This window comes from uncultured Aquabacterium sp., from assembly GCF_913773725.1.
Taxonomy (GTDB): domain Bacteria; phylum Pseudomonadota; class Gammaproteobacteria; order Burkholderiales; family Burkholderiaceae_C; genus Aquabacterium.
In genome coordinates this window covers 1-3,514 of record NZ_CAJYGK010000099.1, presented here as the reverse complement: position 1 = coordinate 3,514, position 3,514 = coordinate 1, and the positions used below count along the sequence as shown (strand labels likewise).

The 3,514-nt window shown below is 69.4% G+C and carries 5 protein-coding genes; all 5 read left to right on the top strand.

Going from position 1 to position 3,514, the window contains the following annotated elements; genetic code table 11:
• On the top strand, positions 1–327 hold a 327-nt coding region (locus QZ709_RS11810; RefSeq protein ID WP_294637500.1), incomplete at its 5' end, for a DUF2895 family protein.
• On the top strand, positions 324–1,235 hold the full coding sequence (locus tag QZ709_RS11805; RefSeq protein WP_294637499.1) for a TIGR03749 family integrating conjugative element protein: 912 nt from the start codon (positions 324–326) through the stop codon (positions 1,233–1,235). The genes QZ709_RS11810 and QZ709_RS11805, both read left to right, overlap by 4 nt.
• Complete coding sequence (locus QZ709_RS11800; RefSeq protein ID WP_294637498.1) at positions 1,225–2,643, top strand: TIGR03752 family integrating conjugative element protein; 1,419 nt, start codon at positions 1,225–1,227, stop codon at positions 2,641–2,643. Before QZ709_RS11805 ends, QZ709_RS11800 begins: the two co-directional genes overlap by 11 nt.
• Entirely contained in the window at positions 2,624–3,073 is a 450-nt protein-coding gene (locus tag QZ709_RS11795) for a TIGR03751 family conjugal transfer lipoprotein (protein ID WP_023087296.1), read from the top strand. The genes QZ709_RS11800 and QZ709_RS11795 overlap by 20 nt, the downstream gene beginning before the upstream one ends.
• A partial coding sequence (locus QZ709_RS11790; protein WP_294637497.1) for a TraC family protein occupies positions 3,073–3,514 on the top strand: 442 nt, incomplete at its 3' end. The genes QZ709_RS11795 and QZ709_RS11790, both read left to right, overlap by 1 nt.

The following is a 3,514-nucleotide window of genomic DNA, read 5'->3' as shown; positions in this document are numbered from 1 at the left end:
CAGCGCGTGCGCGGCATCTACGAGATTCCCGGCCGCGGCTATGGCGACGACCCCACGGCGCGCGTGCGCACCGTGTCCGATCGCGACTGGGTGGTGACGCTGGACATCACGGCGGACGAGTACTACGGCGCCGAGCAGGTCAAGCGCGCCCTGGTGCGTTATCCGATCAAGGTCACGCGGGTGGACGTCGATCCCGCCCGCAACCCGTTCGGCCTGGCGCTGGACTGCTACGAAGGCGCGCCCCAGCGCATCAGTGCACCGGAGCCGGCGCGCCCGGCGTCGAGTGGCCTGTCTCCGCAAGCGCCTCAAGGAGGAAACACCCCATGAAGCATCCTGTACTCGCGCTGCTGGGGCTACTGGCCGTGGCCGCGGCACCCGTCGCCCAGGCGGTGGAGATCCTGCGTTGGGAACGCATGCCACTGGCAGTGCCGCTGAAGGTCGGTCAGGAACGCATCGTGTTCATCGACCGGAACGTGCGCGTGGGCGTGCCCGCGGGCGTGGGCGAACGCCTGCGCGTGCAGAGTGCGGGTGGCGCGGTGTACCTGCGCGCCAGCGAGCCGATCGAGCCCACGCGGTTGCAACTGCAGGACGCCGACACGGGCGCGCTGATCCTGCTGGACATCGCAGCCGAACCGCCCAAGGACGGGGAAGCCGAGCTGGAGCCGGTGCGCATCGTCGAGGGTGACAGCGCACCGGGACGCTATGGCGAGCAGGCCGACAGTGCCGAGGCCCCGGCACGCGCCCAGGGCCAGGCAGGTGCGCGGACCGCGCGGCGCGAAACTCCGGTCCCTGTCGTGCTGACGCGCTTCGCCGCGCAGAACCTCTACGCACCGCTGCGCACCGTCGAGCCGCTTCCGGGCGTCATGCGGGTCAACCTGCCCCGCGACCTCGACCTGGACACACTGATGCCAACGCTGCCGGTGCGCGCGGCCGTGCTCGCGTCGTGGCGCCTGGAAGACCAATGGGTGACTGCCGTGCGCCTCACCAACACCGGCGCCGACTGGGTCGCGCTCGACCCGCGCGTGCTGCAAGGCGATTTCCTCACCGCCACCTTCCAGCACGAGGCGCTGGGCCCGCGCGGCACGCCCGAGGACACGACCGTCCTCTACCTGGTCACGGGCGGCCGCGGCCTCGCGCAGTCGCTGCTGCCGGCGATTCACCGCTTCGACCCTGCCGTGCATCTGCCGCAGCCGGACGGCGACGAGAACGCCAAGGAGGCCCGCCATGCGCAGTAACGGCCTGCTCAAGTGGCTGATGATCCCTGTCGCCATCCTGGTGCTGTTCGTCGGTATCCGGCTGTTCTCGGGTGGAGGCGGCACGGCGCCACCCGCGGCGGACAACGGCGCCCAGCTCACGCCCGAGGAAATGAAGGCGCTGGGCATCGAAGGCGACACCCCGCGCGACACCGTGGCGACGCTCGTTGCCCAAGTGAAGCAGTTGCGCACCGAGCTTCAGACCGCGCTCTCGGACAACAAGTCGCAGCGTGAAGAGAACCAGCGACTGCGCCAGCGCGAGAACTCCATCGACCAGCGCATCAACTCGGCGCTCGAATCCGAGCGGTCCAACCTGCGCCGCGACCAGGAGCAGGCGGCCAGCGCGCGCCAGCAGACCGAAGGGCTGCTCGCCGACCTGCAGCGGCGCCTGGACAGCATCGGCGGGCGCGGCGGCGGCCATGCGGACCTGCCCGTGGGCCTGGGGCTGCAGGGCGGCGACGAGGCCGGCATGGAGGGCGGCGTGCGGTGGGTCGAGCCGGACGACGCAAAGCCCGCCGAGGGGCGCAACGGGGGGCGTGGCGCGAGCGGCGGCATGAGCTTCCCCACGAGCTTCGGCCCGGCCCAGAGCACGCTCTTAACCACCACTGAAACCGTGGCCAACGCGGGCGCCCGCGCCGCCGGGGTCAAGAGTGCCAAGCCGGTCTATACCGTGCCGACCAACTCGACGCTGATGGGATCGGTGGCGATGACGGCCCTGATCGGCCGCGTGCCGATCGACGGCACGGTCAACGATCCCTATCCGTTCAAAGTTCTGGTCGGGCCGGACAACCTGACCGCCAATGGCATCGACATTCCCGACGTGGCCGGCGCCGTTTTCAGCGGCACCGCCTCGGGCGACTGGACGCTCTCGTGCGTGCGCGGTCAGGTGCGCAGCATCACGTTCGTCTTCAACGACGGCACGATTCGCACGATCCCCGAAGACCGCGAGGGCAACCAGCAGAACAACCAACAGCGCGACGGCTTGGGCTGGATCAGCGATCCCCACGGCATTCCTTGCGTCAGCGGCGAGCGGCGCAGCAACGCCCAGCAATACCTCGGCTCGCAGGCCCTGATCACCGCGGCCGGTGCCGGTGTGGCCTCGCTCATCGAGAGTGACAGCGGCCGCATGTCCTATGTCGGCTCGGACGGCTCCATCGGCACCGTGGGCATCACCGGCCAAGAAGCGGTCGGCCAGATTCTCGCGGGCGGTGTCCGGGACATGTCGGCCTGGGTCAACAAGCTCTACGGCCAAGCCTTCGCCGCCGTCTATGTCCAACCCGGCGCCAAGGTTGCCGTCCACCTCGAAAAGCCGCTCGCCATCGACTTCGATCCCGAAGGCCGCAAGGTCGATCACCGCGCAGGAGAAAGCCATGCCCTTGAACTTGACTAACCTGGCCCGTGGCCTAGCACTGGCCCTCGCCGTCGCGGTGCTCGCCGGCTGCGCCACCAGCAAGGAAAAGCTGTTGACCCACGGTGACCGCACGATGATGGACATCTGGCAGCAGGAGGCCGGCGACGGCGGTGGCGCAGCCGGACGGAATGCCGGTCGCCAACTGCTCGATGCGCGCCAGAGCCTGCGTCGGCCGCTGACCGACGCCGACATGCAGGCCGCGCCTGCCGAGCAGATGCGCTATACGCGCACCGCCCGCAACGAGGTTCATCGCCAGTTCCAGCGCCTGCCCAATCCCGATCTCGTGATGTACGTGTACCCGCACCTGGCCGGCACCGATCCCGTGCCGGTGCCGGGCTACACGACCGTCTTCCCGCTGTACCAGCGCATTCAGTACGCGATGCCGGGCGAGCGCGTGGAGGACTACTGATGCGGTGGAAACTTCCCTGGTCGAAGCTGACGGGCGCCAGCATCAGCGGCCCGGCTGGCGATGAGCAGCCGGACGGCTGGCAGCGCCACGTTGATGCCCTGCAGCAGGTCGGCATCCCCGAACCCGGCGCCCCGGTGCAGGGCCGCAGGCCGGCGACCGTGGCCGAGGAGCAGGCGCTGTACGACGTTGCGCCGTCCTTCGTGGAACTGCTGCCCTGGGTGGAGTTCTTGCCCGAGTCTAAGGCGATGCTGTTGGAGGACGGTCAATCCGTGGCCGCCTTCTTCGAGCTGGTGCCGCTGGGCACCGAGGGCCGGGAGCCTGGCTGGCTCGCGCATGCCCGCGACGCCTTGGAAAACGCGCTTCAGGACAGTTTCGATGAACTGGACGAGAACCCGTGGGTGCTCCAGCTCTATGCCCAGGACGAACCGAGCTTCGACCAGT